A 5,302-nucleotide genomic window follows, 5' to 3' on the forward strand; every position below is an offset into this window, starting at 1 on the left:
CCCGAGACAGGCAGACCCCGCCGCGCCGGAGTGTCCTCCTTCGGCATCAGCGGCACCAACGCCCACCTCATCCTCGAACAAGCACCCCCAACCGAACCCGAACCCGAACCCGAACCCACCCAAGACCACAACACAGACACCACCCCGATCCCATGGATCCTGTCCGGAGCAACGGACACCGCACTACGGGCTCAAGCCGCCCGGCTCCATGAGTGGACCGTCGGCGCCACCGATGGCCTCGGCGCCGTGGCGCGCGCCCTGGCGACGACGCGCGCGGCCCTTGCTCATCGAGCCGTCGTCCTCGGGAGCGATCTGGACGAGCTGCGCTCCGGTCTGGCCGCCGTCGCGTCCGGTACGGCGACTGCGAACACCGTGACGGGAACCGCGGCCGCCCAGGAACGGCCGGTCTTCGTCTTCCCCGGCCAGGGCTCACAGTGGACGGGAATGGGACGCGACCTGCTGGCGCGGTCCCCGGTCTTCGCCGACTGGATCGCCGAATGCGAGGAGGCCCTCCGCCGCTACGTGGACTGGTCGCTGCGCGAGGCCCTGGAGTCCGACGAGGGAAGCCTGGACCGGATCGACCGGCTGCAGCCGGTCCTGTTCGCCGTCATGGTCGGATTGGCGCGCGTCTGGCGGTCCTGGGGGGTCGAGCCCGGTGCCGTCGTCGGCCACTCGCAGGGCGAAGTCGCCGCCGCCTACGTGGCGGGCGCGTTGTCGCTGGACGACGCGCTGCGCGTCGTGGTCTTGAGGTCGCGGCTGTTCGCCCGCGATCTCACCGGGCGCGGCGCGGTCGCGGCCGTCGGCGCGGGCGTCGAACGGGTGCGCGGCCTGCTGGCGCCCTGGGACGGCGAACTCGCCGTCGCGGGCGTCAACGGGCCGGCCGCGGTGATGGTCGCCGGGCCCGAGGACCTGCTCGGCGAGCTCGTTCAGGAGTGCGGTCGACAGGACGTCCGGGCCCGGGTGGTGCCGGTCACGGTCGCTTCGCATTGCTCCCAGGTCGACCCACTGCGCGAGGAACTGCTGGAGCTGCTCGCGGCAGTCGCCCCGCGCACCGGCAAGGTGCCCTTCTGGTCGACGGTCACCGGCGGTCCGCTGGACACCGCCGCGCTCGGACCGGACTACTGGTTCGAGAACGCACGGCGACCGGTCGATTTCGCGGGGGCGGTCGGCGCGCTGCTGGCGTCCGGGCATCGGGCGTTCGTCGAGTGCAGTCCCCACCCCATCCTGGTCCCGAACGTGGAGGAGATCGCCGACGAGCGCGAGGCCAGGGTGGCCGCAATCGGCTCCCTGCGCCGCGGCGAGGGCGGCGCGGACCGCATGCTCCGCTCGGCGGGAGAGGCGTCCGTCCAGGGCGTCGGGGTCGACTGGTCCGCGATCCTCGGACCAGGACGCCGAGCCGACCTGCCCACCTACGCCTTCCAGCGCCGCCGCTACTGGCTCGATTCCACCAACGGTCCCACCGGCGCTGAGGTGACGGACCCCGAAGAGGCACGGTTCTGGACGTCGGTCGAACGCAGCGACCTCGGGGCTCTCGCCGAAGAGCTCAGGCTCGACGAGACGGCCCTTGCCGAGGTGCTTCCAGCGCTGTCGGACTGGCATCGGACCCGGCGGGAACGCACGGCGACCGGGGCCTGGCGCTACGACGTCGCCTGGCGCGCCGCGCCCAGCGGGGCCGGAGCGCTGTCCGGTACCTGGCTGGTGGTGCTCCCGGAGGAGCCCGGGACCTGGGCCGACTCGGTCGCGGGGGCGCTGGAGGAGACGGGCCTGGACACCGTCCGGCTGCGTGCGGGAGACCTGTACGCGGGCGGGAACGGGTCCTCTCCGGCGGCCGGGCTGCGCGCGGCCCTAGCCGAGGGCCGGTTCGCCGGGGTGCTGTCGCTCCTCGCCGCGGACGCGACCCCTCACCTGGCGCACCCGGCGGTGCCGCGCGGTGTCGCGAACACCCTCGCGCTCCTCCACGCGCTCGCCGGGACCGAGCCCGACGTGCCGCTGTGGTGCGTGACCCGCGGCGCGGTGTCCACGGGCCCGGGCGACCCGGTCGGCGACCCGTCGCAGGCACAGCTGTGGGGGCTGGGGCGGGTCGCCGCACTGGAGCATCCACGGCTGTGGGGAGGGCTGGTCGACCTGCCGGCCGAGCCCGTGCCGGACGAGGCCCGGCACCTGTGCGCGGCCCTGGCCCGCACGGACGGCGAGGACCAGCTCGCGGTCCGCGAATCCGCCGTGTCGGTCCGCCGTCTCGTCCGCGCCGCCGCGCCCGCGACCGTCCGGGACTGGCGGCCGCGTGACGCGACGCTCATCACCGGGGGCGGCGGCCCCGCCGATGGCCGGATCGCTCGCTGGCTGGTGGGCCGCGGCGCCCGGCACCTGGTGCTGACCCACCCGGACGGAGACGCCGCGCCCGGTGTCCAGGACCTCGCCGCCGAGCTGGCCGAGCACGGCACGCGGATCACCCTGGCCCGCTGCGACGTCACGGACCGGGGCGCGCTGCGCGCCCTCGCTCGCGGCCTGGCCGCCGACGGCACCCCGGTCCGGACGGTGCTGCACACTGCCGCCACCGGCGAGCTGGCGGCGATCGCCGACACCGGGCTGCCGGAGTACGCCGCCGCCGTCTCCGCCAAGGTCGACAGTGCCCGCAACCTCGCCGATGTCTTCGACGAGATCGGCGAGCCCCTGGACGCGCTGGTGTTCTTCTCCTCGATCGCCGGGGTCTGGGGCAGCGGCGACCACGGCGCGTACGCGGCGGCCAACGCCCACGTGGACGCGCTCGCGCAGTGGCTGCGCGCCCGCGGCCTGCCGGCGACGTCCGTGGCCTGGGGGGTGTGGGACGTCTTCGAAGACCCCGCCGACCGTGCGATCGTCGAGGAGCGCTCGGCCAGGCACGGCCTGCCGCTGATGGACCCGGCCATCGCGCTGGCCGCGCTCGGCGGCGCGCTGGACCGCGATGACGTCCATACGACGGTCGCCGACGTGGACTGGCCGGTTTTCCTGCCGCTGTTCTCCGTCGCGCGACCCACGCGGCTCGCGGACGAGATCCCCGAGGCGCGAGAGGCCGCGGAACGGGCGGCCGCGGGAACCGTAGCGGAGGCGCCGGGTGAGGCGGCGGCCCTGCGCACCCGGCTCCTCGATCTGGACGAGCCGGGCCGCGACCGCCTGCTCTTGGAGCTGGTGCGGCAGCAGGCCGCGGCCGTCCTCGGCCACGGCACATCGCAGGCGATCGAGCCGGACCGGGCGTTCCGCGAGATGGGGCTGGACTCGATCACCGCCGTGGAGCTGCGCAACCGGCTCGGGGCCGCCACCGGCCTTCGCCTTCCGGCGACGCTGGTGTTCGACCATCCGAGCGCCGACGACGTCGCCGCGCACCTGCGGTCGGCACTGCTGCCCGAGGACGGCGCCGGACGCTCGCCCGCCCTGGACGGCCTGCGCTCCCTGGAGGAGGCGTGCGCGGCCCTCGAACCCGGGGACCGGGCCCTGGACGAGATCGGTGCGCGGCTGCAGGCCCTGCTGTGGCGGCTGAACGACCGGGACGCCGCGCCGGGGCCGGCGGAGTCCGCGTCCGACATCGACACGGCGACCGCGCACGAGATGTTCGAACTGATCGACAAGGAGCTTGGGCCGTGACGGCACCGAACCCGAACGGGGGCGCGTGATGCGATACGAGATCCTGGGACGGATAAGGACCGTCGACGGCGCGGGGCCGGCGGAGCTGAGCGCGCCGAAGACCAACCTCCTGCTGGCCCTGCTGCTCTCCCGCGCCGGCCGGGTCGTCACCCCCGAGCAGATCGTCGCGGAGCTGTGGGGCGGGACCGAGCCGCGGCGCGCCCAGGCGGCGATCCACGTCTACATCTACAAGATCCGCAGGTTCCTGGCGCGCCCGGACCGGCAGGGCTGCCCCGTCTCCACCCATCCGCACGGCTACCTGCTGACCCTCGGCCCGGACGAACTGGACCTGGACCAGTTCCTCGGACTGCTGGACGACGGCCGGGAACGCGCCCGCGCGGACCGTTTCGAGGAGGCGTCGGCCACGCTCCGGGCGGGGCTGGCGATGTGGCGCGGCCCGGCGTTCGAGGGACTGGCCTGGGGGTCCGCCGTCAGCACCTTCGCCGCGTGGGCCGAGGAGAGCCGGCTGGAGTGCCTGGAACTGCTGGTGGAGTGCGACCTGATGATGGGCCTGCACCGGGAACAGGTCAGGCCGCTGTACGAGCTGACCGAGGCGCATCCGCTCCGCGAGGGCTTCTACCGGCAGCTCATGCTCGCGCTCTACCGGTCGCACCGGCAGGCGGACGCCCTGGAGGTGTACCAGCGTGCGCGGGCCACGCTGAAGAAGGAGCTCGGACTGGAGCCCTGCCGGGCTCTGCGGGATCTGCAGCAGGCGATTCTGTCGGCGGACCACTGGCTGCTCAGGATCCCCGCCCACGCCGAACTGCGCGCGGTCTCCTGACCGCCGCACCGGACCCTCCCCGAAGGCTGGTGACGAGATGGCGGACGACACGAGGATCGTCGAGTACCTGAAGTGGGTCACCGACGAGCTCCAGCGGGCCCGCGGACGCATCCTCGAGCTGGAGAGCGGGCGGCAGGAGCCCATCGCCATCGTCGGCATGGGCTGCCGCTACCCGGGCGGGGTCACCTCGCCCGAGGACCTCTGGCGGCTGGTCGCGGACGGCACCGACGCGATCGCGCCCTTCCCCGCCGACCGCGGGTGGGCGGTCGAGGACCTCTACGACCCGGACCCGTCCAAGCCCGGCAAGGTGTACGCCCGCGAGGGCGGTTTCGTCTACGACGCCGGCGACTTCGACCCGCGCTTCTTCGGGATGAGCCCGCGCGAGGCCGTGGCGACCGACCCGCAGCAGCGGCTGCTGCTCGAGGTGGCGTGGGAGACGTTCGAACGCGCCGGCATCGACCCGATGTCGGTACGCGGTTCCCGGACCGGGGTGTTCACCGGCGTCATGTACTACGACTACCACACGCGCCTGCCCAAGGCCCCGGACGAGCTGGAGGGGTTCCTGGGCAACGGCAACGCCGGCAGTGTCGTGTCGGGGCGGGTGGCGTACACCTTCGGGCTCGAAGGCCCGGCGGTCTCCCTGGACACGGCGTGCTCGTCGTCGCTCGTGGCGCTGCACCTGGCGTGCCAGGCACTGCGGGCGGGGGAGTGCTCCCTCGCCCTCGCCGGCGGCGTCACGATCCTTGCGACGCCCGGCGTCTTCATCGAGTTCAGTCGTCAGCGGGGGTTGGCGGTGGATGGGCGGTGTAAGGCGTTCGGGGCGTCGGCGGATGGGACGGGGTGGTCGGAGGGGGTGGGTCTGGT

General features: G+C 74.0%; 3 protein-coding genes. All 3 read left to right on the top strand.

What is annotated here, in order from left to right:
• Positions 1 to 30 precede the first annotated feature (30 nt).
• The gene (locus tag ABWI07_RS43715; RefSeq protein WP_353822161.1) at positions 31 to 3,618 is read left to right on the top strand and encodes an SDR family oxidoreductase; all 3,588 of its coding nucleotides are present in this window, start codon (positions 31 to 33) and stop codon (positions 3,616 to 3,618) included.
• A gap of 28 nt (positions 3,619 to 3,646) precedes the next feature.
• Positions 3,647 to 4,438 (top strand): AfsR/SARP family transcriptional regulator, encoded by a 792-nt coding sequence (locus ABWI07_RS43720; RefSeq protein ID WP_149256780.1) that lies wholly within the window; start codon positions 3,647 to 3,649, stop codon positions 4,436 to 4,438.
• 37 nt (positions 4,439 to 4,475) lie between these two features.
• On the top strand, positions 4,476 to 5,302 hold an 827-nt coding region (locus ABWI07_RS43725; RefSeq protein ID WP_353822160.1), incomplete at its 3' end, for a beta-ketoacyl synthase N-terminal-like domain-containing protein.

This window comes from Actinomadura sp. NPDC000600 (assembly GCF_040492135.1).
Classification (GTDB): Bacteria; Actinomycetota; Actinomycetes; order Streptosporangiales; family Streptosporangiaceae; genus Spirillospora.